Origin of the sequence: Actinoallomurus purpureus, from assembly GCF_024055795.1 — a bacterium.
Classification (GTDB): Bacteria; Actinomycetota; Actinomycetes; order Streptosporangiales; family Streptosporangiaceae; genus Actinoallomurus; species Actinoallomurus purpureus.
Map to the genome: position 1 here is coordinate 23249 of NZ_JAMXMY010000021.1, position 26328 is coordinate 49576.

Annotated in this window: 25 protein-coding genes; 13 read left to right on the plus strand and 12 right to left on the minus strand. The window is 72.5% G+C overall.

What is annotated here, in order from left to right; translation table 11 throughout:
- Positions 1 to 668 precede the first annotated feature (668 nt).
- Genes NE236_RS31965 through NE236_RS31990 form a run of 6 tightly spaced genes read left to right on the plus strand, consistent with a single transcriptional unit; the run spans position 669 to position 7042 of the window.
- A complete protein-coding gene (locus tag NE236_RS31965; protein WP_252845937.1) occupies positions 669 to 1655 on the plus strand; it encodes an ABC transporter substrate-binding protein in 987 nt (328 codons plus the stop codon).
- Positions 1656 to 1665: 10 nt separating this feature from the next.
- Positions 1666 to 2475 (plus strand): ABC transporter permease, encoded by an 810-nt coding sequence (locus NE236_RS31970; RefSeq protein WP_252845938.1) that lies wholly within the window; start codon positions 1666 to 1668, stop codon positions 2473 to 2475.
- Complete coding sequence (locus NE236_RS31975; RefSeq protein WP_252845939.1) at positions 2472 to 3314, plus strand: ABC transporter permease; 843 nt, start codon at positions 2472 to 2474, stop codon at positions 3312 to 3314. Before NE236_RS31970 ends, NE236_RS31975 begins: the two co-directional genes overlap by 4 nt.
- Positions 3311 to 4945: a benzoylformate decarboxylase gene (mdlC, locus tag NE236_RS31980; RefSeq protein WP_252845940.1), complete on the plus strand. Its 1635-nt coding sequence runs from the start codon at positions 3311 to 3313 to the stop codon at positions 4943 to 4945. Before NE236_RS31975 ends, mdlC begins: the two co-directional genes overlap by 4 nt.
- Before the next feature lie 47 nt (positions 4946 to 4992).
- The gene (locus NE236_RS31985) at positions 4993 to 5730 is read left to right on the plus strand and encodes an ABC transporter ATP-binding protein (RefSeq protein WP_252846086.1); all 738 of its coding nucleotides are present in this window, start codon (positions 4993 to 4995) and stop codon (positions 5728 to 5730) included.
- Between the two features lie 28 nt (positions 5731 to 5758).
- Complete coding sequence (locus tag NE236_RS31990; RefSeq protein WP_252845941.1) at positions 5759 to 7042, plus strand: flavin-dependent oxidoreductase; 1284 nt, start codon at positions 5759 to 5761, stop codon at positions 7040 to 7042.
- A gap of 118 nt (positions 7043 to 7160) precedes the next feature.
- Here the strand turns inward: NE236_RS31990 and NE236_RS31995 are convergent, their stop codons facing one another.
- Positions 7161 to 8792, minus strand: coding sequence for a bifunctional 3'-5' exonuclease/DNA polymerase (locus NE236_RS31995; RefSeq protein WP_252845942.1), 1632 nt, complete (start codon positions 8790 to 8792; stop codon positions 7161 to 7163).
- Positions 8793 to 8955: 163 nt separating this feature from the next.
- On the opposite strand from NE236_RS31995, the gene NE236_RS32000 reads away from it, so the two are divergent.
- The gene (locus tag NE236_RS32000; RefSeq protein WP_252845943.1) at positions 8956 to 10650 is read left to right on the plus strand and encodes a thiamine pyrophosphate-requiring protein; all 1695 of its coding nucleotides are present in this window, start codon (positions 8956 to 8958) and stop codon (positions 10648 to 10650) included.
- Positions 10651 to 10704: 54 nt separating this feature from the next.
- Here the strand turns inward: NE236_RS32000 and NE236_RS32005 are convergent, their stop codons facing one another.
- The 7 genes from NE236_RS32005 to NE236_RS32035 form a co-directional block, all read right to left on the minus strand.
- The gene (locus NE236_RS32005) at positions 10705 to 11310 is read right to left on the minus strand and encodes a DUF4234 domain-containing protein (protein WP_252845944.1); all 606 of its coding nucleotides are present in this window, start codon (positions 11308 to 11310) and stop codon (positions 10705 to 10707) included.
- Positions 11311 to 11414: 104 nt separating this feature from the next.
- Positions 11415 to 12920 (minus strand): metallophosphoesterase, encoded by a 1506-nt coding sequence (locus tag NE236_RS32010; RefSeq protein ID WP_252845945.1) that lies wholly within the window; start codon positions 12918 to 12920, stop codon positions 11415 to 11417.
- 92 nt (positions 12921 to 13012) lie between these two features.
- Positions 13013 to 13444, minus strand: coding sequence for a hypothetical protein (locus tag NE236_RS32015; RefSeq protein ID WP_252845946.1), 432 nt, complete (start codon positions 13442 to 13444; stop codon positions 13013 to 13015).
- 100 nt (positions 13445 to 13544) lie between these two features.
- On the minus strand, positions 13545 to 13943 hold the full coding sequence (locus NE236_RS32020) for a YccF domain-containing protein (protein ID WP_252845947.1): 399 nt from the start codon (positions 13941 to 13943) through the stop codon (positions 13545 to 13547).
- Between the two features lie 92 nt (positions 13944 to 14035).
- Positions 14036 to 14908 carry a hypothetical protein gene (locus tag NE236_RS44770; protein WP_252845948.1) on the minus strand — a complete coding sequence of 291 codons (873 nt, stop codon included), beginning with the start codon at positions 14906 to 14908 and terminating at the stop codon, positions 14036 to 14038.
- Between the two features lie 54 nt (positions 14909 to 14962).
- On the minus strand, positions 14963 to 15850 hold the full coding sequence (locus tag NE236_RS32030; RefSeq protein WP_252845949.1) for a diacylglycerol/lipid kinase family protein: 888 nt from the start codon (positions 15848 to 15850) through the stop codon (positions 14963 to 14965).
- A 60-nt stretch (positions 15851 to 15910) separates the two neighbouring features.
- Positions 15911 to 17485, minus strand: a complete 1575-nt coding sequence (locus NE236_RS32035) for an FAD-binding oxidoreductase (protein ID WP_252846087.1) — start codon at positions 17483 to 17485, stop codon at positions 15911 to 15913.
- Positions 17486 to 17540: 55 nt separating this feature from the next.
- On the opposite strand from NE236_RS32035, the gene NE236_RS32040 reads away from it, so the two are divergent.
- The 3 genes from NE236_RS32040 (at position 17541) to NE236_RS32050 (ending at position 20656) form a co-directional block, all read left to right on the plus strand.
- Positions 17541 to 18125, plus strand: coding sequence for a TetR/AcrR family transcriptional regulator (locus tag NE236_RS32040; RefSeq protein ID WP_252845950.1), 585 nt, complete (start codon positions 17541 to 17543; stop codon positions 18123 to 18125).
- Positions 18122 to 19666 (plus strand): glycerol-3-phosphate dehydrogenase/oxidase, encoded by a 1545-nt coding sequence (locus NE236_RS32045; RefSeq protein WP_252845951.1) that lies wholly within the window; start codon positions 18122 to 18124, stop codon positions 19664 to 19666. Before NE236_RS32040 ends, NE236_RS32045 begins: the two co-directional genes overlap by 4 nt.
- Before the next feature lie 147 nt (positions 19667 to 19813).
- A complete protein-coding gene (locus NE236_RS32050; RefSeq protein WP_252845952.1) occupies positions 19814 to 20656 on the plus strand; it encodes a TauD/TfdA dioxygenase family protein in 843 nt (280 codons plus the stop codon).
- Between the two features lie 9 nt (positions 20657 to 20665).
- Here NE236_RS32050 and NE236_RS32055 read toward each other — a convergent pair whose 3' ends face one another.
- Together NE236_RS32055 and NE236_RS32060 are read right to left on the minus strand one after the other, a co-directional pair.
- The gene (locus NE236_RS32055) at positions 20666 to 21136 is read right to left on the minus strand and encodes a hypothetical protein (protein WP_252845953.1); all 471 of its coding nucleotides are present in this window, start codon (positions 21134 to 21136) and stop codon (positions 20666 to 20668) included.
- A gap of 153 nt (positions 21137 to 21289) precedes the next feature.
- The gene (locus NE236_RS32060; RefSeq protein WP_252845954.1) at positions 21290 to 21991 is read right to left on the minus strand and encodes a hypothetical protein; all 702 of its coding nucleotides are present in this window, start codon (positions 21989 to 21991) and stop codon (positions 21290 to 21292) included.
- Positions 21992 to 22125: 134 nt separating this feature from the next.
- Between NE236_RS32060 and NE236_RS32065 the strand changes: the two genes are divergently transcribed.
- Together NE236_RS32065 and NE236_RS32070 are read left to right on the plus strand one after the other, a co-directional pair.
- A complete protein-coding gene (locus NE236_RS32065) occupies positions 22126 to 22809 on the plus strand; it encodes a phosphoribosyltransferase (protein ID WP_252845955.1) in 684 nt (227 codons plus the stop codon).
- 17 nt (positions 22810 to 22826) lie between these two features.
- On the plus strand, positions 22827 to 23414 hold the full coding sequence (locus NE236_RS32070; RefSeq protein WP_252845956.1) for a dienelactone hydrolase family protein: 588 nt from the start codon (positions 22827 to 22829) through the stop codon (positions 23412 to 23414).
- 80 nt (positions 23415 to 23494) lie between these two features.
- Here the strand turns inward: NE236_RS32070 and NE236_RS32075 are convergent, their stop codons facing one another.
- A complete protein-coding gene (locus tag NE236_RS32075; protein WP_252845957.1) occupies positions 23495 to 23791 on the minus strand; it encodes a WhiB family transcriptional regulator in 297 nt (98 codons plus the stop codon).
- Positions 23792 to 23947: 156 nt separating this feature from the next.
- Positions 23948 to 24859 (minus strand): sucrase ferredoxin, encoded by a 912-nt coding sequence (locus tag NE236_RS32080; protein WP_252845958.1) that lies wholly within the window; start codon positions 24857 to 24859, stop codon positions 23948 to 23950.
- Between the two features lie 300 nt (positions 24860 to 25159).
- Here NE236_RS32080 and NE236_RS32085 point away from each other — a divergent pair, with 300 nt between their 5' ends.
- Positions 25160 to 26326 carry an EfeM/EfeO family lipoprotein gene (locus NE236_RS32085; protein WP_252845959.1) on the plus strand — a complete coding sequence of 389 codons (1167 nt, stop codon included), beginning with the start codon at positions 25160 to 25162 and terminating at the stop codon, positions 26324 to 26326.
- Positions 26327 to 26328 lie beyond the last annotated feature (2 nt).

A 26328-nucleotide genomic window follows, 5' to 3' on the forward strand; every position in this document is an offset into this window, starting at 1 on the left:
GCGTTTACACCCTCTCACGGTAAGGATCCGCGCTGGTTAGAAAAAGGAGGCGCTGACGAGGGGTCCATCGCGTCTTCCGTCCAGCGTCCGACATTGCAGCACACAGCGGGGACCACTCGCAAAGAGATCCAAATACTGCGACCCGGTTTGATGTAGGAGTAACCTCACCGCCGCTCACAGTAACCAAAACTCGCTCAACCCGATCTAACGGAACGTAATTCGCCATTCATGCTGCGTGATATTAGACGCCGTGTTGACGGCATTCATCGCACCCAGCAATGGAGCAGAGCGATTTCACCGTTCGCGAGGGGCCGGCGACGGGCGGCCACCCATACCTGCACACCGCCCCGATGCCGACGGCGGCGGCGACCGCCGACCCCTGCCGGACCACCCCCGAACGGGCGGGCACGGGACCCCAGGAGGGCACGGAGCGTCCTTCGAGGGCCACAACACTGTGAGATCGGCACATATGCGACATATCGGGATGAATCGTACTTGACGCGAAGTAAACAAGAGCCGTTCTGTCCCCTGCGCATCACTCGACGCGTGCTGTAACCTCCCCCCTGTTCGCGATGAAAGCGGTTTGTCGAGTTGACAGACGCTTGACCGCGCTCCACCCCAGTAACCCCGCTTGCTCCTCTTCCCCTTCCTCCTATCAAAGGAGCGCCATGAGACGGTTCGGGTCTCGCCCCGCCCTCCTCACGAGTCTTCTTCTCACCGCCGCCCTTGCCGTGGGCTGCGGGGGCGGCTCAAAGTCGTCGTCCTCGGGAAGTGGCCTCGAGAAGAAGACCATCACAGTCGCCGCACTGCCCTTGGTCGACTCCGCGAGTCTGCACATCGCCGTGAAGCAGAAGCTCTTCCAGGCCGAAGGGCTCAACGTAAAGCTGCAGCCGGTGGCGAAGAGCACCGACGCGGTGCCCGCCCTGAAAAACGGACAGGTCGACGTCATCGCCGGCGGTAACTACGTCTCGTTCATTCAGATGAATGTCGCCGGTGCGCTGAAGCTGCGCATCGTCGCCGACGCCGCCGCTTCCGCCCCTCGCTTCATGGAAGCGGTGGTGCCGAAGAACTCGCCCATCAAGCAGCCCAAGGACCTCGAGGGCAAGCAGATCGCGGTCCACGTTCTCAACAACATCCAGTCGCTTACCTTCAACGAGGTCCTCAAGGCGAACAACGTCGACCCCTCGAAGGTCAAGTACGTCCAGGTCCTGTTCCCGCTGATGGCCGCCGCGCTGCAGAAGCACCAGATCGACGCCGCGCTCACGGTCGAGCCCTTCGGCACGGACATGCAGCGCAAACTGGGCGCGCGGATGATCCTCGACGCCGGCGGCGCCCCGGTCACCGACCTGCCGGTCAGCGGCTACATGTCGACCGAGAACTGGGTGACGAAGTACCCGAAGACCGCCGCGGCGTTCCAGCGGGCGATCAGCAAGGCGCAGCAGCTCGCGTCCAGCGACCGCAAGCAGGTCGAGTCGGTGCTGCCGGAGTACGCGAAGATCGACGCGCAGACGGCGTCCGTCCTGAGCCTGCCCGGCTACCCGTCGGACATCAACCCGGCGCGCATCCAGCGGCTGCTCGACCTCATGCAGGCGAACGGCCTGCTCAAGAGCAAGATCGACGCCAAGAGCATCATCTTCACCCCCTCCGGCAAGTGATCACACCGGTATGACCGAGCACAACCCGCGAGCCCGGCGGCTCTCGCGCAGCGGAAGATGGCTGCGCGGGGCCGCCGGGCTCGCGATTCTCATCGCTGCAACCGAGATCCTCGGCCGGTCGGGGATCGTCGACCGTTCCTCCTTCCCGCCCGCCTCCGACATCCTGGCGCGGGCCGTCGGGCTGGCCGGCGACCCGGACTTCCAGACGAACCTCCTGAGCACCATCAAGGCGTGGGCCCTCGGGCTGGCGATCGCCGTCGTCGGCGGGGTGCCGCTCGGCCTCCTGATCGGCGGCGTTCCCGCAGTGGGCACCGCGCTGCGGCCGATCCTGGAGTTCCTGCGGCCCATCCCCTCCGTCGCGCTCATCCCGCTCGTCGGCCTGATCCTGGGCGCGGGGATCAGGACGGAGAGCACGCTCATCGTGTACGCCGCGCTCTGGCCGGTGCTGTACAACACCATTTACGGCCTGCAGGACGTCGACCCGGTCGCCAAGGAGACGCTCCGCACGTTCGGCTTCGGCAGGCTGGCCGTCATGTGGCGGGTCTCGCTCCCGGCCGCGGCCCCGTTCATCGCGACGGGTATCCGGCTGGCCGCGGCGGTCGCCCTCATCCTCGCGGTCAGCACCGAGATCCTGTCCGGCTTCGGCGAGGGCATCGGGATCTTCATCGCGCAGGCGCAGTCGGGGATCGACAGCGCGAAGGACGTGCTGGCCGGCACCGTCTGGGCGGGCGCCCTCGGGCTGATCATCAACGCCGTGCTCGTCAAGGCCGAGCGGCGGCTGTTCCGCTGGCACGCCGCGCAGTCGGGAGGCCGGTCATGAGCAGTACCACCGCCGGCCGCCGGCCGGCCCGCCACGGCCTGGGCGTGCTCACCGCGGCCCTGCACCGCTGGCTCGCCCTGATCATCATGGTCGTCCTCTGGGAGCTCGGCACCCGGGCGGCGAAGAGCGTGTTCTTCCCGCCACCCTCGAAGATCGTCAGGCAGATGTACCACCTGTGGTTCTCCGGGCCGGTGTCGCATCTGTTCCTGACGTCCATGGCGACGGACAACATCCTTCCCAGTCTCGCCCGGATGGCCGTCGGGCTGGCCGCCGCGCTCGTCGTCGGCGTGGCCTTCGGGCTCCTGCTGGGCCGCTCGGACCGGGTGCTGGCCTACCTGGACCCGCTGTTCCAGTTCTTCCGGGTCATCCCTCCTCCGACGCTCGCCCCGGTCTTCGTCGTGCTGTTCACGTTCGGCACCCCGATGCAGCTCGCCTCGATCATCTTCAGCGCGATCTGGCCGATCCTGCTCAACACGGCGGACGGCGCGCGCTCGGTCGACCAGCTGCAGCTGGCCACCGCCCGCGTGTTCAGGCTGCGGGCGACCACCCGGCTGTTCACGATCATCCTGCCGTCCACGATGCCCAAGATCTTCGCCGGGCTGCGACTCAGCCTGTCGCTCGCGCTGATCCTGATGGTGTTCTCCGAGCTGCTGCCCGGGACCACCGACGGCATCGGGTTCCTGCTGGTCGACGCCCAGAGCCGGTCGGACCTGCCGGCGGTATGGGCGACGATCGTCCTGCTCGGAATCCTGGGATACCTGCTCAACGTGATGCTGCTCGTGGTGGAACGCCGGTCGCTGGCATGGCATCACGGGGCGCGAAGGACGGAGGCCACATGACCGGAGCACCGCTCGGGCCGACCGGACCCACGGTCCGGGACGCCGTCTTCGACCTCCTGCGGCGGACCGGCCTGACGACGATGTTCGGCAACCCGGGCTCGACCGAGCTGCGCATGTTCCAGGACTGGCCCGAGGACTTCACGTATGTTCTCGGGCTCCAGGAGTCCGTCGCGATGGCGGTGGCGGCCGGGCACGCGATGGGCACCGGCCGCGCCGCGTTGGTCAGCCTGCACTCGGCGGGAGGCGTGGGGCACTCGCTCGGCGCGGTCTTCAACGCCTACCGCGACCGGGTGCCGCTCCTCATCGTCGCCGGGCAGCAGTCGCGCGCGATGCTGCCGACCCGGCCCTTCCTGTCCGCGGACGAACCCGCGCTGTTCCCCCGCCCGTACGTCAAGTGGAGCCGGCAGCCCGAACGCGCCGAGGACGTCCCGGCGGCGTTCGCCGAGGCGTACCACGTCGCGATGGCGCCGCCGCGCGGACCGGTGTTCATCTCGGTTCCCGAGGACGACTGGGACCGCCCGGCTCAGTGGGTCGAGCACCGGGAGGTCCACACCGGTTTCGTGGGCGACCCGCGGGCGCTGCTGGAGCTCGCGGACGCCCTGAACGCCGCCCGGAATCCGGCGATCATCGTGGGGGCTGGCGTCGACGACGACGGCGCGTCCCCGGCCGTCGCCGAGATGGCCGAGCGCACCGGCGCGGAGGTGTGGATCAGCCCGCTGTCCAGCCGGTCGGGCTTCCCCGAGGACCACGGTCTCTTCCGCGGCTTCCTGCCCCCGGTGCGCGACCAACTGGCCCACGCCCTCGAACCGTACGACGTCATCGTGTCGATCGGCGCGCCGGTCTTCACGTACCACGTGCACACCGAGGGGCCGTACCTGCCGGACGGGGCGCGCCTGTTCCACCTCGACTGCGATTCCGCGCAGACGGCCTGGGCGCCGGTGGGGACGAGCGTGCTCACGACGATCCGGGCCGGCGTCACCGCCCTGCTCGAACTCCTCGACAAGGCCGACCGGCCCGCGCCGCCGCCCCGCCCCCGGCTCGCCGCTCCCCCGGTCACCGATCCGATCGAGGCGGCCCTGGTGGTCGAGACCCTGCGCGGGCTGATGCCCGACGACGCGGTCCTCGTCGAAGAGGTGCCCAGTCACCGGGACGTGCTCCACGCCCGGTTGCCCATCACCCGGCCCGGCGGGTTCCTCACCACGGGCAGCGGCGCCCTCGGCTGGGGTCTTCCGGTCGCGGTCGGCCGAGCTCTGGCCGGGACGGGAGAGCGGGTCGTGTGCGTGGTCGGCGACGGCTCCAGCATGTACTCGATCCAGGCACTGTGGACGGCCGCGCGGCACCGCGCGCCGGTCACCTTCATCGTGCTGAACAACCAGGCGTACGCGGCCGTCAAGGCGCTCGCCCGCCGCATCGACATCCCCGACGTGCCCGGCACCGACCTGCACGGGATCGACTTCGTGTCCGTCGCCGCGGGGCTGGGCTGCCCGGGACGCCGCGTGGACAAGGCCGCCGACCTGGGCGAGGCGCTGTCGCACGCGCTCGGCCACGACGGCCCGTTCCTCGTGGAGGTTTCGGTGGCCGCGAGCACATCCTCCGCCTATTCCTCCCCCACCGACTCACGGAACAGGTGAACCCCGTGCTGCTGATCGAGAAGGTCGGTCACTACTACTCCGATCACATGGCCTTGGAAGACGTGAACCTCGAGATCGCCCAGGGCGAACTGGTGAGCATCGTCGGGCCGTCCGGCTGCGGGAAGTCCACGCTCCTGCGCTGCATCGCCGGGCTGGTCCGGCCCTCGCAGGGCCAGATCTCGCTGAACGGCAAAGAGATCACCGACGTACCGGACAACCTGGCCGTCGTGTTCCAGGACTACAGCCGCTCCCTGCTGCCCTGGCTGACCGTGCGTGACAACGTGGCGCTGCCCCTGCGCCGGCGCGGCGGCTCCAAGGCCGCACGCCGGGCGGCCGCGGTGGACGCCCTCGAGGCCGTCGGCCTGGCGAACGCCGCGCATAAGTACCCGTGGCAGCTGTCCGGCGGCATGCAGCAACGCGTGTCGATCGCACGCGCCCTCGCCTACCAGCCGGCGCTGCTCCTGATGGACGAGCCGTTCGGGTCGGTGGACGCGCAGACCCGCGAGGACCTGGAGGACCTCGTCCTGCGGGTGCGCAAGCGCGGCATGACGATCCTGCTCGTCACGCACGACATCGACGAGAGCGTCTACGTCGGCGACCGGGTCATCGTGCTGGGCCGGGCCCCGGGACGGGTCGTCGCCGACCTCGCCGTGGGCCTGCCGACCGCGCGCGACCAGATCACCACCCGTGAGCTCCCCGAGTTCGTGCACATGCGCGCGGAGGTCGGACGGCTCGTACGGGGGAACGGCCAGACTTTCAACCCCGGCCCGCCCTTCTCATCATGACCGCTCGCCTCGCAGGAGGAACATCGTCGTGAACGTGCTGATCGTGGGGGCGGGCATCGCCGGCCTGACGACCGCACTCGCGTTGGACAGGGCCGGCATCGACGCATGCGTCGTGGAGGCGACCCCCGAGCTGCGACCGCTCGGCGTGGGCATCAACCTGCAACCGCACGCCGTACGGGAACTGACCGAACTCGGGCTCGCCGAGGCGCTGGAGGCCACCGGGATCCCGACGCGCGAGATGATCACGATGGACCGGTTCGGCAACCGGATCGCCGTTCATCCGCGCGGCCGCCACGCCGGGTACGCCTGGCCGCAGTACTCCATCCACCGCGGCGAGCTGCAGATGCTGCTCGTCGACGCGGTGCGCGAACGCCAGGGCCACGACGCCGTACGGACCGGGCTGTCCTTCGAGGGGTTCGCGGAGGACTCCGCGGGAGTGGAGGCGCGGCTGCGCGACCGCGCGAGCGGGGAGGTCGTCACCCTGCGCGCGGACCTGCTGGTGGGCGCGGACGGGATCCTCTCCGCCGCCCGCAGGCTGCTGCACCCGGATGAGGGCGCGCCGCTGTGGAACGGCGTCCGCATGTGGCGCGGTGTCACCGAGGTGGACCGGTTCCTCACCGGCGACACCATGCTGGTCGCCGGCGCCCACGGGCTGGGGCGCATGGTCGCCTATCCGATCTCCAAGGCGGCGGCCGAGCGTGGCCGCTCCCTGGTGAACTGGGTGGCGGAGGTCCGCGTCTCCTCGGACCCGCAGGGCCGGGAGGCCACGGCGAACTGGACGCGCGCGGGCCGGTTGGAGGACGTGCTCCCCTACTACGCCGACTGGTGCGTCGACGGCTTCGACGTGCCCGGCCTGCTGTCGAACGCGGAGTCGATCCTCGACTACCCGATGGTCGACCGTGACCCGCTGCCCTTCTGGGGCCGGGGCCGGGTGACGCTGGCCGGAGACGCCGCCCACCCGATGTACCCGGTGGGTTCCAACGGCGCCTCGCAGGCGATCCTGGACGCCCGGGTCCTCGCCCGGGAGCTGGCCTCGTCGGCGACGGACCCGGTCACCGGCCTGCGGGCGTACGAGGAGATCCGCCTTCCCGGGGCGAACGCGGTCGCGATGGCCTGCCGGGACATGCCGCTCGACCGGGTGCTCGACCTGATCGCCGAGCGTGCGCCCGGGGGGTTCGGCCGGATCGAGGACATCCTCGACGCCGAGGAGCTCGCCGGGGTGCGTGCGATCTGGCAGCAGACGACCGACATGGACGCCGAGGCCCTGAACACCCGGGAGTCGTGGGACCCGATCGGCTCGCTCCGCGCCTGACCGAGCGTGTGCGAACGCCTCACTCGTCGTCCCCCTCGTCGTCCCCCTCGCCGTCTCACTCGGCGTCTCCCCGTCGTCTTCCGTCGTCTTCCGTCGTCTTCCGTCGTCTTCCGTCGTCTCACTTGGCGTCGGCGTAGCAGGCGACGGCGACGGCCTCCATCGGGAAGCGGACCGGAGTGTCGCCGAATACCAGGCGACGCGCCTCCGCCGCGGACTCGCTGACCGAGTCGATCACCGCCTCGGTCAGCTCCCGCGGGGCATGCACGATCACCTCGTCGTGCTGGAAGAAGACCAGCCGTGGGGCGTTGGCGGCATCGCCAGAGCCCAGGGCGGTCAGCCTGCGGCGCAGCGCCGCCAGGAGCACCAGCGCCCAGTCTGCGGCACTGGCCTGGACGACGAAGTTGCGGGTGAACCGGCCGCGGCTGCGCAGGGCCGAGCCGCCGCCGTCCTGAACGGCGAGCTCGCGCCACTCCTGTGACGGTGGCGGACTGGTGCGGCCGAGCCTCGACCGCACCACGCGTCCCGCCTCACCCGCGCGGGCCGCCGCCTCCACATAGTCGTACGCGGCGGGGAATCGGCTGCGCATCACCGCGAGCAGCTGCGGCGCCTCGCCGCTCGTGCCGCCGTACATGGCGGACAGCATGGCGATCTTGGCTTTGTCACGGGCGCCGCCGAAGGCGCCCGCCAGCGCGGAGTACAGGTCGTTCTCGCCCGCCGCGGCGGCGAGCGCGTGGTCCCCGGCCAGCGCGGCCAGCACCCGTGGCTCCAGCTGGGCGGCGTCGGCGACGACGAGACGCCGGCCCGGATCTGCGACGACCGCGCGCCGCAGCACCTTGGGGATCTGCAGCGCTCCCCCGCCGTTGGTGGCCCAGCGGCCGGAGACGACGCCACCGACGACGTACTCCGGGCGGAAGCGGCCATCGCGCACCCACGTGTCGAGCCACGACCAGCCGTGCGCGACGTAGACGCGGGCCAGCTCCTTGTACTCCAGCAGGAGGCCCGCGGCCGGATGCCCGACCTCCCGCAGCACGTGCGAGCGCGTCGACGGAATCTTGATCCCGGCCTGCGCGAACGCCTTGACGATCTGCGCGGGCGAATCCGGGTTGATGCGCCGGCCGAGCGCCTCCCCGATCCGGTCGGCCAGCTGCTGGAGCCCGCGCGGCCGCAGGCCCGGCGCCGGGCGGGGGCCCATGAGCTCGGTCAGCAGCGCGTCGTGGACGTCGGCGCGCCAGGGCAGGCCGTCGTGGCCCATCTCCGCCGCGACGAGCGCGCCCGCCGACTCGGCCGCGACGAGCAGCCGCAGGCCGGCCGCCGCCACACGACGCTGCTGGTCCGCGTGGACGGCCAGCACGGCATCGATGTCGTCGGACGGCCCGTCGTCGAACAGGGTCGGGAGGTCATCGGCGGCGCCCGGGTCGTCCGGCACCTCCTGGCCGTTCAGCCGGGCGAACGCCGCCGCCAGCGACCGCGGCTCGCCGAACCGGCCGGCGTGACCCAGCAGCAGCGTCTCGGTGAGCTCCAGGTCATGGCAGCGCCCGAGGCGGACGCCCGCCCGCAGCAGCCGCGGGTAGACGTGACTCGTCGCCGCCCAGATCCACCGCACACCGCCGGGGCCGGCCTCGGCCTCACTGCGGGCGATCGCGGAGACCAGGTCGCCGACCGGCTCGGCCGGACCGGCGGGCGTGCCGTCGTCGGCCACGGGCCGCAGCACACCGTCCACGCCCGGGGCCGTGCCGACTGCGATCCGCATGCGTCGATTCTGCCTCCCCCCACCGACATCTCCGGCCGGTGTAACGGCGGTCTTGCGGTGGAACTCCGCGCTGGGCAAGATCCATTGGGTCCGCACGCCGTCCCGGCGGCGCGACCCGACGCACGCGGCGTGTCCAGCCGTCATTCCAGTGGAGAGAGACCACGTGAGCGACGATTTCCGACCCGACACCACGGCCGAGCACCTGCTGTGGCTGCTTCATCAGCATGGCGTCGACCATCTGTTCCTCAATCCCGGCACCGACTCGGCCCCCCTGCAGGAGGCGGCGGTCACGCTCGCCGAGGCGGGCGTGGGGATGCCCCGGATCATCACCTGCACGTTCGAGTCGGTCGCCCTCGCCGCGGCGCACGGCTACTGGCAGGTGACCGGGCGCCCGCAGGCGGTGTTCGTCCACGTGGACGTGGGCACCCAGAACCTCGGCGCGATGGTGCACAACGCGATGCGCGACCGCGCCGGCGTCGTCGTCATCGCCGGCAAGACGCCCTACGGGGAGGACCCGGACTCCCTCGGCGGCCGTTCGCACACCATCCACTGGCAGCAGGACGTGCCCGACCAGGCGGGCGTCGTCCGCGGGTACGCCAAGTGGACGCTGGAGGTGACGCGCCCGGACGTCCTGCCCCGGGCGGTCGGCCGCGCCGTGCAGGTCGCCGGCGGCGGGCGGCCCGGCCCCGCGTACCTCATGGTCTCCCGCGACGTCCTGATGGACCCGCCGGCCACGGGACCGAGCCGGACGACCGGGTACGCCGTGCCGCGCCCGCCCGTGGCGGACGCCGAGACCGTGCGGCGGATCGCGGATCTCCTCTCCGAGGCCGAGAGGCCGCTGCTGATCACCTCACGGACGGGCCGGCGACCCGGCGGCTTCGAGGCGGTCACGCGACTGGCCGAGCTCACCGGGACGCGGGTCGTCGACAAGCCCGAGAGCGGATGTGTGAACATCGACAGCTCCCACCCGCTGAACGTCCGCTCGGCGGCGACGGCCCAGCGTCTCGTCGCCGAGGCCGACCTCATCCTCGTCGCCGACTGCGACGTGCCGTGGATCCCCAAGATCGTCCGGCCGCGTGCGGACGCCACGGTGGTGCAGATCGCCGCGGACCCGCTCCGGGAGGACATGCCGCTCTGGACGTTCCCCGCCGACCTGGCCGTCGCCGCGGACGGCGCGACCGTGCTCGGCCAGGTGACGGCCGCTCTGCCGGAGATCGACCCGGCCGCGAAGTGGGCGGGCGCGGAGGTCGGTGAGGCCCGCACCGCCGGCGGTGCGGAGACCCCGCAGGGGCCCATCGCCGCCGCGGAGGTCTTCGCGGCGCTGAACGAGGTGCTCCGCGCGGACGACATCGTCGTCGAGGAGACGGTCACCAACGCGACCACGCTGCGCGAGGTCCTGGACCGCAGCCTGCCCGGCACCCTCGCGGGAACCGGCAGCCCGGGGCTGGGCTGGGGTCTCGGCGGCGCCGTCGGCGTCAAGCTCGCCGCACCCGACCGCCGTGTGGTGACCGTCGTGGGAGACGGCAGCTTCATGTTCGGTGTGCCGACGTCCGCGCTGTGCCTGGCCGCGGAGGCGGACGCGCCAATCCTGGCGGTCGTGCTGAACAACGACGGTTACCGGGCGAGCAGGCTGCCCGTCTTCGAGCTGTTCCCCGAGGGCCGTTCGGCGGCGCGGGGGGACGCGGTCGGTACGCGTTTCCAGAGTCCCCCCGACTTCGCCGCGGTGGCCCGGGCCTGCCACGCCGACGGCGAGAGCGTGGACGACCGCACGGACCTCGTCCCGGCGCTGCAGCGCGCGCTCAAGATCCTGGAGTCCGGGCGCTCGGCAGTGGTCGACGTGCGGATCGTGCGGGACTGAGGGGATGGTCCGGGGCCGGGTCCGGCCGCCCGGCCCCGGGACTCCACCAGAGCGTCAGGCCGCCAGGGGAACCTGGGCACCGGTGGGCGCTCCGCTGTAGCGGTCGATGACCTTGTTCAGCTGGATCTGGTAGTACAGCGTGCCGAAGCCGAAGAGGCCGAGCAGGAAGGCGACGCCACCGCTGGCGGTGGGCTGGAGGCCGGCGGCCCGCTGGGCGTCGCGGATGTGGCTGCCGAGCTGGATGAAGGTGATGAGCGGCCAGATGCCCAGCGTGATCCACCCGAACAGCAGCGAGCACAGCGCCATACCGCCGCTGATCTGCCGGCGACGGTCGAAGTTCGCCAGCTCGCTGTGGACCGCGTAGTACCAGAACAGGTTGTAGATCCCCAAGGTGATCAGCGGCAGGCCCAGCCAGACACCGACCGGGTTACGGCGCTTCATCTGGATGCCCATGAGGGCCGGCTGGCCGTGCTGCGCCTGCTGCCCGTACGCGGCTCCGCCCTGCTGAGCGGGCACCATCTGACCGGGGTGTTGCTGCGGCGCGCCCTGCTGGTACTGGGGGGCGCCCTGGTGCTGCGGCTGGCCCTGGTATTGGGGCTGGCCCTGGTACTGCGGCGCCGCGCCGGGGTACGGCTGGTTCTGCGGATAGGGGTTGCTCATTAAGGGTTCTCCCGGGGTAGAGGGGGTCACGGCGGAGCTCGGGGGCGCCGTGGGTGCCATCTGTGATCGACGCGGATTAGAGTGCCGAGGTTCCTGCTGATTTGCTATTGATTGAGGTGAATCGTTATCTCGTCCTCGATCGGCGGGTCGAGTTCGTGTTCCAGACAGCCCGTGGCGGCGAAGCATCGGATCCTCAGACGCTCCGGCGTCACGTCGAGACGCAGGAAGCTCTTGAACAGCGGCGGGCAGTTCGAATCGGACATCGGTGAGAGGAACCGCTGATAGATGCGGCGTACGGGGAGGCGCAGACGTGACCGGCGATGTGGCCGCGGTGGCACCCCGAGCAGCGACGCGACGATCCGCGCGCGCCACGTCACCGCCGCCCGCGTCCCGCGCTTCGGCGGTATCCCGAGTCGTCGGGCGATGACCGCCGCCGCGTCGTCCTCGGTCAGCTCGAAGAACCGCCGCAGTCGCAGCCGCCTGCCGTACAGCCTGCTGTAGAAGGAGAGGCAGTCACCGCGCAGCGGGTAACAGCGGAAGTCCTCCTCGGTGACGCCGCCCACCGCCACCCGCGGGATGGTGTGGGTGGCGTGCATGAACGCGCCGCCGCCCCCCGAGACGATGTACTCGATGACGCGGTCGCCGACCCGCACCGGATAACGCTGGTAGTTGTGGATGTCGCCGCCGATCGCGGCGACATAGTTACAGGCCGGGTCGCGGACGATGTCGTCCACGGTGCCGCCGCCCGCGATCGGGCAGGGGTGCGATTCGTCGTCCACGTACAGCGGCTTGCCAGTGATCAGGATCTTCGGCTTGGGCCCCTGGGACACCCGGCGCAGCCAGGCGCCCTGGTCGGCGTCGATGCCGCCGATGATGCCCGTGTCGATGCCGACGATGCGGAGCGGGCCGGCGTCCATCACCCAGTACGGTCCGGGCTGCACCGCCCGCTGCTCCGGCGCGGCCCGCAGGGCCTCTGCCGCCGCGAGGCGCCCCTCGTCGGCGACGTCGGGTTCCTTCCAGAACAGCCGCCGCCACCAGGCGGCCGAGAACGCCTTCGGTCGGCCGTCCGGCGACAGCGGCGGCACACCGCAGAAGACGCGCATGAACCCACCAAGGCCGTCGTACCAGTCGTGGTTGCCCGGCACGGCGTAGATCGGCGCGTGGTAGCCCTGGTAGGGCCGGAAGAACTTGGTGGCGTACTCGTTCACGCTCCCCGTCGGGTAGATGACGTCGCTGGCGATGATCGCGAACCGGGTGCCCTCGCCGATCCTGTGGAAACCGGGCACCACGGCGTACTGCGACCCGTCGCCTTCGCCCGTGTCGCCGAGGACCATGAAGGAGAAGGAGTCCGGGTCGTCGCGTTCGATCGCGAAATCCGGGCCCGCGCCGCGCGCGAGCTGTTCGCCGACCCAGCGCGCCCGCTCGTCGTCGGTCGGGTCTCCGAACCAGCGGGCGAGGACGTCGTTACGGGCCCGCCAGAGCGTCGAGGGGCGCGTCCAGGACAGGTCCCGGACCCGGCTCGGCAGCAGGGAGGTGTACGTTCCCGGCTCCTGGCACGTCCACCCGGCGCCGGCCGCCGAGTCGCGGGAAGAGTGGGAAGAGGGGGGCACCGGGGCACCGTAGCAGCGGTGATCACTCTCCGGCCGCTGTTCGGCACATTCCGGCCAGGCCGTCCGGTCGGCGGAGAGGCGCCGGCGGCTCGTCAGGGAATGGTCGGCGGCGAGTCGTGCTGCCCGGCGGGCGGCGGCTCGTACTGCCCGGGGGGCGGGGACTCGTACGGCCCTGCGGCCGGTGGCTCATACGGTGCGGCGGCCAGCGGCTCGTACTGCCCGGCAGTCTGCGGCTCATACTGCCCGGCGGGCGGCGGCCTGAGCCGGTCGGCGGGCGGCGGCTCGTACTGGCCGGTCTGCGGGAACGGCGGCCGGGTCTCCGGCGCCGCGCTGAGCAGCGCCTCCGCGAACGCGGCGATCTGGTCGGACGGCAGCCGGAAGGTGCCCTGGCACACGCCGCCGTTCCAGATGCTCAGCACGACGACGCCGGCGTCGGGATGGCGGCTGAGTCGCAGCGCGCGGTCCGCTCCCCGCGAGTCGAAGAACACGTCGCCCTGCCTGGGCAACGGAGTGGCCGCTGACATGGGGCAAGTTTGTCCCTGTGACCAGCGGCTGTCCAGCCCGCGTGCGGAGAGGATGATCTTTCTCACCCGAGCCGTCTCCCCGGATCGGCCCGGGAGCGTGTCAGCCGACCCCGAAGGCGCGCGGGTCGTCGGTGGAGACGATCTCGCGTCCCAGCGGCAGCAGCGACACCGGGATGAGCTTGAAGTTCGCCAGCCCGAGGGGGATCCCGATGATGGTGACGCACAGGGCGATCCCGGTGACCACGTGGCCGATCGCCAACCAGAGCCCGGCCACGAAGAACCAGATCACGTTGCCGATCGCGGACATCACCCCCGCGTCGTTTCGCCGCACCACCGTCTTACCGAACGGCCACAGCGCGTACAGCGCGATCCGGAAGGCGGCGATGCCGAACGGAATGGTGATAATGAGGATGCAGCACACGATCCCCGCGAGGAAGTAGCCGAGCGCGAGCCAGAGGCCGGCGAATATCAGCCAGATGATGTTCAGGATGGTCCGCATGTCCCCTGCTCTTCCTCAGTGCCCCATGGCGTTCATCCGGTGAGACGCCCCGTCGCTGCCGGCGGTTCCACGGCGGCCGGGGAACCGCGGGCTCACCGGGGCCGGACGACCGTGGAGACCTGGGCGGTGTCGTCCTCCGGGATATGGTCCGGCACTCCGCCGATCGCCGTGATCCGGCCCCGCGCGACGAGCTCCCCGCGGGTCTCCGGCAGCACCCTGACGTCGAACCGCGCTGCCAGCGACCGGCCCGGTCCGAGCCGGCGCACCACGAGAGCGGCCTCCCCGGCGCCGGTGTACCCGTCGACGCCCGTGGGCAGCCAGGCGCCGGTCCGTACGGTTCCGGGCGGCAGCGCGCTGCGCACCGTGATCGGGCCGGGAGTGCCGGGACCGTGGTTGGTGAGCCGGACCGAATACGAGAATCGGCCGCCGGGCCGGACGGTCGGCGGCGCGGCGATGGACAGCTCGAGATCGACCGGGCGCCCGGCACCTTCGTCGGTCGGTGTGCCGGCCGGGGGGCGCGACGGCGCCCGGCCGGGTTCCTGCGCGGCCGTACGGTCCGCGCCGCGTGGAGCCGCCTGTTCGGAGTCGCGGTAGGCGGTCGGACCGGGGCCGCTGTCGGCGGTCGGGCCGGGGCCGCGGCCTGCGGTCGGACCGGGTCGGTGGTACGGGAACGCGAGGGGGCCGCGGAGCACCGTCTGGGTCGACGGAGCCGGCGGCGTCCGGCCGGACCTGGACGCCAGGGGCCTTCGGGCGGCGGGCCGGCGTTCCGGCGCCCGCTGGTCCGCGAACGCCGTCGGGACGCGGTGCCCGACGCGGGCCCACGGAACGTAGCGGGCCGGCAGGCCTCCGGCGGGCTGCCCGTCCGGCCTGGACGCCAGGGCCGCCAGCACCGGCAGGCCCACCGCGATGCCCGCCAGTGCGGCCAGCGCGTGTTTCACGGTGATCGCCCCCGAATCACGGATCACACCCGGGAACGTACCGCCGTTCCCGTCTCGGACCGGTCAACCGCATGTCAAGTGTCAGGCCGGATCGGCGATCACGTTGAGCGCGCCGGGGAGCACCCGGACCGTCGCCGGCAACGTGCCGAGCAACTCGCCGTCGGCGCCGTACGGGATCTCCCGGTCGGCCTCGACCAGCACCTCCCGGCCCCGGAGGACCTGGATCTCCGGGCGGCGTACGTGCGTGCCCTGGGGCAGCTCCCGCATGACGGCGAAGAACAGCCGCTTGGGCGCGTGCCGGATGATCACGATGTCGAGGAGCCCGTCGTCGACCGCCGCGTCCGGCGCGACGTGCAGGCCGTAGCCGTAGAACCCGGAATTGGCGACGACGACCGTGTAGCCGCGTTCCTCGTGGAGTTCGCCGTCCACGGTGACGCGGTAGGAGACCGGACGCCAGGTCGCGATCGCGCGCAGCGGGCCGAGGTAGTACGCGAGCGGGCCGGGCAACCGGGTGAGCCGGTTGATGTGGGCGTTCGCCACGGAGTCGACCCCGGCGTACACGCTCCCCGCGACGACGCGCGCCGCGCCGCCCGGCGAGGTGACCTCGACGGCGTCGATCCGCCTCGGCTCCGCCTCCAGGAGCAGCGCGGCGAGCCGGTCCGGCCGGTCGGGCAGCCCCAGCTGGCGGGCGAAGTCGTTGCCCCGGCCCGCCGGCAGGATGCCGAGCAGACCGTCCGTGCCCGCCAGCGCCCCGGCCAGCCCGCCGACCATGCCGTCGCCGCCCGCGGCGATGACCGCGTGGCCCTTGTCCGCCGCGGTGCGCGCGAGTTCGGCCGCGTGCTCGAGGCTGCGGCTGTACTCCACGGTCATCTCCGCGCCGGCCTCGCGCAGCAGCCGCGCGACCGGGATGAGCCGGGCGGCCGCGTCGCCGCCCGCCGCCGGGTTCACCACGGCGGTGAACGATCGCATCCTGAGCACCCTTCTCCTCGCCCGCTCCTCGTGGGCGGGCCCTCCGCCGGATCGTACGGGTTATCCGCCGGAGCGTGTGGAAGGGACGAGCACACCCGGGTTCAGGACGCCCATCGGGTCGAGCCGGTCCTTGACGGCCCGCAGGACGTCCGTGCCGAGCGGCCCGGCCTCGCGGGCGAGCCAGTCACGGTGGTCGGTGCCGACGCCGTGATGATGGCTGATCGTGCCCCCGGCCTCGACGATCGCGTCGCTGACCGCGGCCTTGGCGCGCCTCCACCGGGCGAGAGGGTCGTCGCCCTGCGCGGACACCACGGTGAAGTACAGGGACGCGCCGTCCGGGTAGACGTGCGAGATGTGGCACATCACCAGGGAGGACGGGAGCTCTCGGGAGAGCGTCAGCCGCACCGTCTCCAGGAGGCGGGGCAGGTTCGACCAGAACCCGGCGGTCTCCAGGGTCTCGGCGAAGGCGCCGACGTCGAGCAGGGCGTCGCGGAGGTACGGCGCGGAGAACCGTCCGGCGGCCCAGCTCTCCCCCGGTCCCTCGCCCAGCGGCTCCCCTCCGTGCGCGCGCAGCACGGCGTGCGCGCCGGCGCGGCGGCCGGCCACCTCCTCGCGTGCGCCCTCGTACCCGCAGATGGCCAGGCAGCCGTCGCCGCGTCCCTCGCCGATCTCCTCGGGCCGGGCCAGGCCGATCATCGTCTCGGTCTCGTCGGACAGCCGCAGCACGGTCGGCAGCGGCCCGTCCTGGGCCAGGGCGCGTACGGCCGCGGTGCCCTCCGCGAACGTTGGGAACCTCCAGCCCTCGTACCGGCGGGCCTCCGGCAGCGGGCGGACGCGCGCGGTCACGTCCGTGATGACGCCGAACGCGCCCTCGGAGCCGAGCACCAGCTGGCGCAGGTCGGGCCCTGCCGCGGACTTCGGGGCCCGGCCGAGGGTCAGGGTGCCGCGCGGGGTGGCGACGGTCAGGCCGGCGACCATCTCGTCGAACCGTCCGTACCCCGCCGACGCCTGACCTGAGGACCGCGTCGCGGCGAATCCGCCGATGGTCGCCCACTCGTACGACTGGGGATAGTGGCCGAGCGTGTATCCACGCTCGGCCAGCAGCGCCTCGGCGCGCGGGGCGCGCAGGCCCGCCTGGAGGGTCACCGTGCGCGACACGGTGTCGAGGGCGGTGATCCGGTCGAGGCGGCGCAGGTCGAGCGCGACCACCCCGGCGAACCCCTCCCCCTCCGCCGTGAGGCCGCCGACGACCGAGGTGCCGCCGCCGAAGGGGACGACCGCGATCCGCTCGCGCGAACACCGCTCCAGCACCGCCAGGACCTCCGCGTGGGCACCGGGGAGCACGACGGCGTCCGGTGCCTCACGCGCGTCGCCCGCGCGCATGCGCAGCAGGTCCGCCGTCGACTTCCCGCGGGTGTGGCGGATCCGCGCCTCGTCGTCGGTGGACACGTGCTCGGGCCCCACGATCTCCGCCAGCGCGCGTACGGCGGGGCGGGGCGCCGGCGGTGCCATCTCCTCGAGGCTCACCGGGGGCAGGGGAACCGACCGGACGCCGAGCAGCTCCCGCAGCAGTCCAACGACGGAGTCGGGCAGCCGCGTGGCCCGGTCCGGATCACCCCAGCCGTTCCAGAGCATCGCCGGCATGGGCCTCCCCTTCCTTCGGATGGTCACCGCATTTACACTGTTACACATGACGTCCATTCGTCACAAGAAGGACGCGATGCTCGACGCCGCCCGCGACTGTGTCCTCGCGGTCGGCGTGCGGCGCACGACGCTCACCGATGTGGCCCGGCGGGCCGGCGTGTCCCGCATGACGATCTACCGGCGCTGGCCGGACGTGCGCACGCTGGTCGGCGACCTGATGACACGGGAGTGGGCCGGCGTGGTCGCCCGCGTCGCGCCGCCCGGCGACGGCGCGCCGGTCCGGCCCCGCGCGGTCGAGGCCCTCGTCGCCGGCGTGGCGGCACTCCGCGAGCATCCGCTGTTCCACAAGATCCTCGAGGTGGACCCCGAGGTCCTGCTCCCCTACCTCCTCGAGCGGCGCGGCACGACCCAGGACGCCGTGCTGCGCGCCTTCGAGAAGACCCTGCGCGCCGGCCACCGCGACGGCACCATCCGCGCCGGCGACCCCGCGCGGCAGGCCCGTGCCGTTCTGCTCATCGTCCAGTCCTTCGCCATGTCCGGGCACATCGTCACCGACGGCACCCCCGCCCTGTCGCCGGACGCCTTCGACGATGAGCTGCGGCGGATCCTCGACGGGTACCTCGCCCCGTGACGTCCGCGTCATCCCTGAACGCCGCCCGCCGGGCCCGCGACCTCGCCGCGCTGGCCGAGGGAGAGGTCGTCGACGTCCTGGTCGTCGGGCTCGGCGCGACCGGCGCCGGAGTCGCCCTCGACGCCGCCGCGCGGGGCCTGTCCGTGGCCGCCGTCGACGCCCACGACCTCGCCTTCGGCACGTCGCGATGGAGTTCGAAGCTGGTGCACGGCGGTCTGCGCTACCTGGCCTCCGGGCAGTTCGGCGTCGCGCACGAGAGCGCGGTCGAACGCGGGGTGCTGATGGAGCGCACCGCCCCGCACCTCGTACGGGCGCTGCCGTTCGTGCTGCCGCTCACGCCGCTGGTGTCCGGCTCCGCGGCGGCCCTGTCCATGAGCGCCATGCTCGCCGGCGACCTGCTCCGGCTGACCGCCCGCACACCGCGCGCCGTCCTGCCCCGCCCGCGCCGCCTGTCCACGGTCGAGACGCTGCGTCTCGCCCCGGCGCTGCGCTCGTACGGGCTGCGCGGCGGCATCCTGTCCTGGGACGGCCAGCTCGCCGACGACGCCCACCTCGTGACCGCGATCGCGCGGACGGCCGCCGCGCACGGCGCCCGGATCATCACCCGCTGCCGGGCCCTGGCCCTGGCCGGCGACGGCGCGGACGTGCGCGACGAGCTGACCGGCGCGGAGCACGTCATCCGCGCCCGCGCCGTGATCAACGCGACCGGGGTGTGGGCCGGCGGACTCGCCGACGGCGTACGGCTCCGGCCCTCTCGCGGCACCCACCTCGTCCTGCGGGCCGAGACGCTGGGCGCGCCGCTGTCCGGGCTGCACCTGCCCGTTCCGGGGACGACCGGGCGGTTCGCCCTCGTCCTGCCGCAGGACGACGGCCGGGTCCACGTCGGCCTGACCGACGAGCCCGCGGACGGCCCGATCCCGGACGTGCCACGGCCGACGGAGGCCGAGATCGGCTTCCTGCTCGACCTCGTCGACTCCGCGCTCGAGGTGCCCGTACGCCGAGCCGACGTCGCGGGCGCGTACGCCGGGCTGCGCCCCCTGCTCGACGGCCCCGGCGGCCGGACCGCCGACCTGTCCCGGCGCCACGCGGTGCTGACGGGCGGGAACGGCGTCGTCACGGTCGTCGGCGGCAAGCTCACCACCTACCGCCGGATGGCCCAGGACGCCGTCGACGCGGCGATCGAGGGGCGCGGCCTCGCGGCCGGACCGTGCCGGACGGCGCGGCTGCCCCTGGTCGGCGCCGCCCCGGAGCTGGGCCGCCTGACCGCGCCGCCGCGCCTCGTGCGGCGGTACGGCGCCGAGGCGCCCGCCGTGGTGGCGCTCGCGGCGGAGGATCCGTCGCTCCTCGATCCGGTGGCGCCGGGCTCGTCCACCATCGGCGCCGAACTGGTCTGGGCGGTCCTCCACGAGGGGGCCCTCGACGAGTCCGACCTCCTCGACCGCCGCACCCGCGTCGGCCTCGTCGCCGCCGACCGGCGGGCCGCCCTCCCCTCCGCCCGCCGCGCCCTGGCGAACGCCCCCACCGCGACCGGCTCCCGCTGACCGGGCGCGGGGTCACCGGGTGTTCCGCGCACGGCCCGTTCGGCCGGAAAGCCGAAGTCCTGCCGAGGGCTGGTCAGGCGTGCGGAAAAGTGGCAACCTAGCGATTGCTTGCTGACGAGCGGAGTGCGTCGACGGAGGCTCCACGACATGATCGAATTTCATCCCGTAACACGGCACATCGGCGCCGAGGTGACAGGACTGGACCTGCGCAGACCACCGTCGGATGAGGAGGTCGCGGAGATCCGCCGGGGCCTGCTCGACCATCTGGTCCTGTTCTTCCGCGACCAGGAGATCACCGACGAGCAGCATCTGGCCTTCGCCGAGCGGTTCGGCACGCTCAACGAGCCGCCGATGAAGACCTCGGCGAGCGCCATCCACATCCTCGACCAGAAGGATCCCAAGGGCGAGGGCGGGGACTCCTGGCACAGCGACAACACCTTCATGAAGGTGCCTCCGATGGGGTCGCTGCTGCGCGCGATGATCCTGCCCGACGTCGGCGGCGACACCAACTGGGCCAACATGTACCTCGCCTACGAGTCGCTGCCGACGTCGATCCAGCGGCTGTGCGACGAACTCGAGGCCGAGCACGACCTCACCATGTCGGTGACCAAGGCCATCGCCAAGGGACACGAGCTCGACCTGGCGGAGATGCGGCGCAAGTGGCCGCCCGTACGGCACCCGGTCGTGCGCGTCCACCCGGAGACCGGCCGTAAGGCGCTCTACGTGAACCGCAGCTCCACCACCCGCCTGGTCGGCCTCGACGACCGGGAGAACGAGGCGCTGCTGCCGCTGCTCCAGGACGTCGTCCGCTCACCGGAGTTCCAGGTCCGGCTCAAGTGGAGGGTGGGCACGCTCGCCTTCTGGGACAACCGGCCCACCCAGCACTACGCGGTCGCCGACTACACCCAGCGGCGCAAGATGCACCGCGTCACGATCAACGCTCCGGCCGAGATCGACGACGGCGTTCCGAAGGGCCCCGGCCAGGCCTGACGGCCTCGTTCAGGAGCCGACGCGGTCCACCACCGTCGAGTGCGTCGCTCCGGTCGCGAACGGCCGGGGCGGCGCGGGCCGTGCACGCAGCGGGGGTGAGCCCTCGCCGTCGTCGGCCGAGAGCCGCCGGACGAGCTCGACCAGGGCTCCGGCCTGGGCCACCGGCACCCACGCGGCCAGCAGGTTCATGGCGTCCGGGAGGGTCTCGGCGAAGACGTGCTCGACCACGTTCCCGGCGTTGCCCTCCAGCTGCAGCAGGAACTGCAGCGGCGGCTTCTCACGGGAGTAGACCGTCAGCGTGAGCGGGGCCGCGCCGAACCCCTCGTCCCCGATCCGGCACCATGCCTCGAAGCCGAGCCCGGCCATCGCGGCGTACACGTCGCCGCCTTGGGGGTCGCAGGCCGCCATCACCGGGTCCTCGCACTCCGTCCACTCGCCGTTGACCAGGCACCATGCGGGGACGGGCTCCATCACGATCACAGCGTCACGGTAGGACGCCCGGCCCGTCGGCCGCGAGGCCGCCACGCCATGACCTCCCGGCCGGCACGGGCGCCGGCCCGCCCGCGAACCGGACGAATGTGGTGATTCCAGGAGGGTCCCGGCGCCGCGCCGGGGCGGGTCGCCGACCGGGCGTCATGGCGCCGCGGCGAGGCATTCGAGATGGATGTACGAGTGTGACGCCGGCGCCGTGACCGCCTCGCTGGAGACGGTGACGCGCTCCCCGGAGGGGGTCCCGAGGCGGTCGGCGACGTCGCCCAGGTCGGCTCCGGGAACGTCGATGTGCACGGTCAGCCGGCAAAGCGGGGGCGGGTCGGAGGCCACCTCCAGCCGCGCGCTCGGCAGGCGGTCCGCCGGGATGAGGTCGAAGATCTGCTTGAGGACCGCGCCGACCTGGTGCGCGAGCCCCTCGTCGGGGAAGTCCGCTCCGCCGCTCAGGGTGATGACGGGACAGCCGCCACCCGGTCTGTGGGCGCGTTCGATCGCGCGCACGACGCTGGAGCGGATGCCGCCGGACGCCGTCCGGTCCGCCGACCAGAGATCGAGGACCATGCCGCGGAACTGCTTGATCGTCTCATCCAGAGCGGAGATCGCCTGGCGGATCGTCCGGGCGGCGGCCTCCTCGTCGACGTGCTCGTGAATGTGGCCCAGCGCGCCGTGCAGGTCCAGGCCGACCGCGAAGAGACGGCGGATCACCATGTCCACCCGCTCGTACGGGGCGTCGGCGGCGTCGTCATCGGCCTGGATCAACGGGTCCGAGAGGCTCCCGTCGCCGACGGTGAGCTCGGGCAGCCGCCCCCCGGCTTTCCCGCCGTACCGTTCCTCGGCGCCGGTCACGCGTCTCAGCCCCCTTCGCACGGTCCACTGGGGGCAGCACCGCCGGTTTGTCCGCTTGCGAGGGGATTAACGGTTTACATAGTCGTACCCGGCGGACGGCCGGATGCACCTCCGCATTGCGGGGTAGGGCTCCGGTGAGAAAGACCACTGACCCGTGCGAGGTGGTCGCCGTGGGCTGGAGCCGTCAGGGAGTACGGCTGCCCTTCACCGACCGCGCCGAGGCCGGACGCCTGCTCGCGGAGCAGGTCGTGCCTCTGCGGCTCGCCGATCCGCTCGTCCTCGCCCTGCCCCGCGGCGGCGTGCCGGTGGCCCGTGAGATCGCGAGCCGCCTCGACGCGCCCCTCGACGTGCTGGTGACCCGCAAGATCGGATGCCCGAGCCAACCGGAGCTGGGCGTGGGGGCGATCGCCGAGGGCGGGGAGCCGGTATTCGACACCGACCTGATGCGCCGCGTCGGGCTGACCTGGGAGGACCTGGAGGAGACCGTACGGCGCGAGCGAACGGAACTCGCGCGGCGGGTCGCGGCCTACCGGGGGGACAGGGCGCTGCCGCGCCTCAAGGGCCGGGACGTCGTCGTGGTCGACGACGGCCTGGCCACGGGCGGGACGGCGCGTGCCGCGCTCGCGGCGGTCCGGGCGGGAGAGCCCCGGCGGGTCGTGCTCGCCGTACCGGTCGGGGCCGCTCAGACGGTGAAGGCCCTGGCCGGCGACGCCGACGAGATCGTGGTGCTGGCCGCCCCCTGGACGTTCCGCGCGGTGGGCCAGTGGTACGTGCGCTTCGACCAGCTGTCCGACGACGATGTGCAGAGGCTGCTGTGAGGATCCCGGCGGCGGGCGTGACGCTCGAAGCGGACCTGAAGGACGGGGAACGCGGGCTGGTGATCTTCGCGCACGGCAGCGGCAGCAGCCGCCGCAGTCCCCGCAACCGGCAGGTCGCCGCCGCGCTGCGCGACCGGGGGTTCGGCACGCTGCTGTTCGATCTGCTCACTCCGGACGAGGATCTGGAAGACGCCCGGACGGCGCGGTCCCGGTTCGACATCCCGCTGCTCGCGGAGCGTCTTTCCGCCGTCGTGGAGTGGGCGAGAACACGACCGGTGGGCGTGTTCGGGGCCAGCACGGGAGCGGCCGCCGCGCTGGTCACGGCGGCCGCCCGCCCCCAGGACGTCGCAGCGGTGGTGTCCCGGGGCGGCCGCCCGGACCTCGCCGGCGAGGCTCTAGCGGTCGTACGTGCGCCTACACTGTTGATCGTGGGCGGACGCGACCTGGACGTGCTATCGCTGAACGAGCGGGCGGCCGCGCGGATGACGGCCGAGAAGGCGATCGTGGTGGTGCCTGGTGCGGGCCACCTGTTCGCCGAGCCGGGCGCACTCGAGGAGGTCGCCCGGCTCGCGGGGGATTGGTTCGCCCGCCACATAAAGGGGTGAAAACTCTGGACTGCTCGGCGCTCTTGCGGTTCGGCCCGCGTTCGGGCCTCGGTCGCGCGGTCGCTGGTAGCGGGGGGACGCTACGCGGCGTTGGCGCGACGCATGCGACGGCGACGCTCGGAGGCGCGCTCGTCTTCGTTCAGACCGCCCCATGTGCCGTACTTCTCGGGCCGGGAGACGGCGTAGTCAAGACATTCGGTGCGCACGGGGCAGCGCATGCACACGGTCTTGGCCTTACGCTCGCGGATCTCACGCTCCGGCTGACGCTCTCCATCGGGGCCGAAGAACAGGACGAGGTCCTCCCCCCGGCACTCGGCAGCGTCCTGCCAGCCCCAGCTGGGACGGGGGAGGTTTGCCTGCCGACGTACCTGAGCCATAGAACTACCACCTCGTAGCTTGCTGGTGAGCAAATTTCGGTCACGGGCGCTATAGCAGTAAGAAGCGCGCAAAATATTGCAACGTCTTGAAGCGCCGTGATGTTCCCCGAGAGCCGCCGTGTCCTCGCGGGAACGGCGATTAGGGCCTCGGAGAGGCTACACGAGGGCCGCCCCGTTGAGAAGGGCCAGATCCCTTTTAACATACGTGCCGAGGTTCTCCGTACATCCCGGACCGCACGCGCCGACATCCACGCGCTCCACCCGGACACGGTATCGCCCCAGGCCGGCGCGTACGACGGCCGTGTCCGCGGTCATGGACTCCACCGTGACGCCGTCCACCGACACGATCCCGGTGTGCGCCCGCACGAAGTGCTCGGCGGCCTGCACCGGCTCGGGCAGGCCCGCCCGCCCACGGTAACGGTCGAGCACCACCTCCCCGCGATGGTAGGCGCGGGCGGCCGTCACGGCCCGCTGTTCGTCGAGGTCGCCGTAGTAGAGGCCGTGCGGGAGGCAGACGAGGTTGGCGGCGTACCGGTCGCCGCCCACGTGTGTGGTCTCCCACACTTCCTCCCCGAAACGCTCGCGCAGGGCGCGGGCCAACGGCGCACCGGTCCGCGCGCAGCAGGCGTTCCGGCGGCCGTGGGCGCAGACGAGCAGCAGCGGGCCCGCGACCGGTGACCCGAAACCGGGGCGCCGCCCGGCGGCCACGGCCGCCAGGTCGAGGTCGGCCAGCTCCGCCGGATCGCCCAGTTCCCGCCCCTCCAGCCAGGCGGTGACGGGACGGCCGTCAGGGGCGGTGTCGCCGGAGAAGCCGGTGTACACCCACAGCGGCGGCGTCGGGCGTCGCCTGCCGGGGGCGCGGATGAACTGGGCGCGGATCCCGTGCCGCCCGGCGCGCCGCAGCGCGTCGGCGACCGGCCCCGGCAGGTCGGTGTCCTCGACGCGTTCGGCCCACGGCCCCGGATGCTCGACGAGCAGCCAGGAGCGCGCCTTCGTCGTGGCGCTGGCCAGGCACGAACGCTCCCCGGTATGGCTTCCGGGGCAGTGTGCGCAGCGACGGTCCGCCAAGGAGTCCCCTGTTCGATCGGATGAGGTCGGGACCGGCCGCGGCCGATCTTTATTAGGTGAGACTAACCTAACTTGCCGCGGAGCCGCCGGGAATCCCCGGGGGCGAGATCGCGAGAAAGGCGCCGGTGAAGACCTGGTGACGCGACGGTGAAACAGCGACGCGGACCCGCGCGTACCCGGGGATCCGCCACAAAGCGCCGCCCGTCGCGTTCTACAGTGTCCTGGTCCGTTCGCCGCCGGCGCCGTGGGCGCGGCCGGTGGCCGCCGATCGGGGACGGCCCGCATGCCCCACTGAGGACGATGGTGACAGGAATCGCGATGCGCGCGCCGGTGCTCGTAGCGGGTGCGGCGCTGCTGCTCGCCGTGGCCGGGGACGTGGCGCGTCCGGCACCCGCGGCGCCGACTGCGGCGGCCGCGATCGAGGCGGGGGCCTCCGGGTGCGGCACCGGACGGCTTCCGCTGCGGCCGGGCCGGCAGGCGCTCCTGCTGCGCAACGACGGCGGAACCGCGACCAACGTCACGCTCACCGACCCGGCGACGGGCGCGGTGTACGCCGAGCTGGAGAGCCTGGGCCCCGGAACCGATCGCGTGCTGCGAATCACGCTCGGCCCCGGCTCGTACGCCTTCCGCTGCGCGCAGGACGGGCCCGGCGACCCCGTCACCGGCCCCGTGACGCGGCTCACCGGCACCGGAAGCGGCGCCCCGGGAATCGTCCCGGTCGCCGAGAACGACCTGTACGCGCCGACGCGCTCCTACCAGGCCTATGTCTCCGCCGGCCTCGACCGCCTGGTCGCCCGGACCGACGCCCTGCGGTCGGCCGTCGACGACGGCGACCTGGGCGCGGCGCGGGCCGCCTGGACGCCGGCGCATATGGCCTACGAGCGCCTCGGGGCGGCGTACGGCACCTTCGGCGACTTCGACGGCCGGATCAACGGCCGTCCCGCGGGACGGCCCGCCGGCGTGCGCGACCCCGGCTTCACCGGGTTCCACCGCGTGGAGTACGGCCTGTGGCACGGCGAGTCCGCCTCCTCGCTCGCCGCCGTCACCGACCGTCTCGCCCGGGACGTCCGCGCCCTGCGGTCCGACTTCCCGGACGAGCGCATCGACCCGGCCGACCTTCCCCTGCGGGCGCACGAGATCCTGGAGAACACCCTCCAGTTCCAGCTGACCGGCGAGGCGGACCAGGGCAGCGGCACGACGCTGCGGACGGCCGCGGCGAACCTGGAGGGCACGCGGGAACTGGTCGACGTGCTCCGCCCGCTGCTGCGCCCCCGCTATCAGGGCCTGGCCACGGTCGACGCCTGGACGGACCGGATGGCCGCGCTGCTGAAGGGCCGGTCGTCCGTCGACCGGCTCTCCCGCGCCGACCGCGAACGCCTGAACGGCGCGGCGGGGGAACTGCTCGAACGACTCGCCCCCATCGCCACGATCTGCGCGCCCCGACGTCGCGCCCAGGGAACGAGATGATG